Here is a 489-nt window from a genome sequence, read left to right as displayed (position 1 = left end):
CGGATGGCTTCCAGTGCCACCTTTGCCTTGAACTCCGCAGAATAGCGCTTTCGTTTTGTCATCTCAGGTCGGTCCTTCGTCAGTCGCTAAAGCTTAGCAACTGGTCCGAATTCTTGCGACCACCTCTTCATCGACGGTCCTGACACCGCCCGTGCCAAAAGCCGCCACACGGGTAAATCTGCATCGCTTTATCGGATGGCGATGCCCGGACACTTGTGCCCGTTCGGCCTGAAATCCAAATCCTTGTTGGAGCGCAACGGCTATAGGGTTGACGACAACCTGTTGACGACGCGAGACGAGGTGGATGCATTCAAGGCCGCGCATGGGGTGGCGACGACGCCCACAGCTTTTATCGGTGGCGAGGCGCTGTTGCACAAATTTGAAATGGGCCGCAGTGCCCCTTTCCCCAGACACACTTATCCCACGGCTTTCGTGACGGGTATTCCGAGGGCGGTGAACCGGTTCAGCACTGCAGCTCGGATCTGAACC

Annotated in this window: 1 pseudogene; it reads left to right on the top strand. The window is 57.3% G+C overall.

Annotation, left to right across the window (positions count from 1 at the left end):
- Positions 1-195 precede the first annotated feature (195 nt).
- Positions 196-369, top strand: a pseudogene (locus tag BV911_RS20185) (glutaredoxin); the annotation flags it as partial.
- Between the last annotated feature and the right edge of the window lie 120 nt (positions 370-489).

It is taken from the genome of Pseudoruegeria sp. SK021, assembly GCF_002119405.1.
Lineage (GTDB): Bacteria > Pseudomonadota > Alphaproteobacteria > Rhodobacterales > Rhodobacteraceae > Meridianimarinicoccus.
Note: the sequence above shows the minus strand (reverse complement) of the source record. Positions and strands in the feature narration are given on the sequence as shown.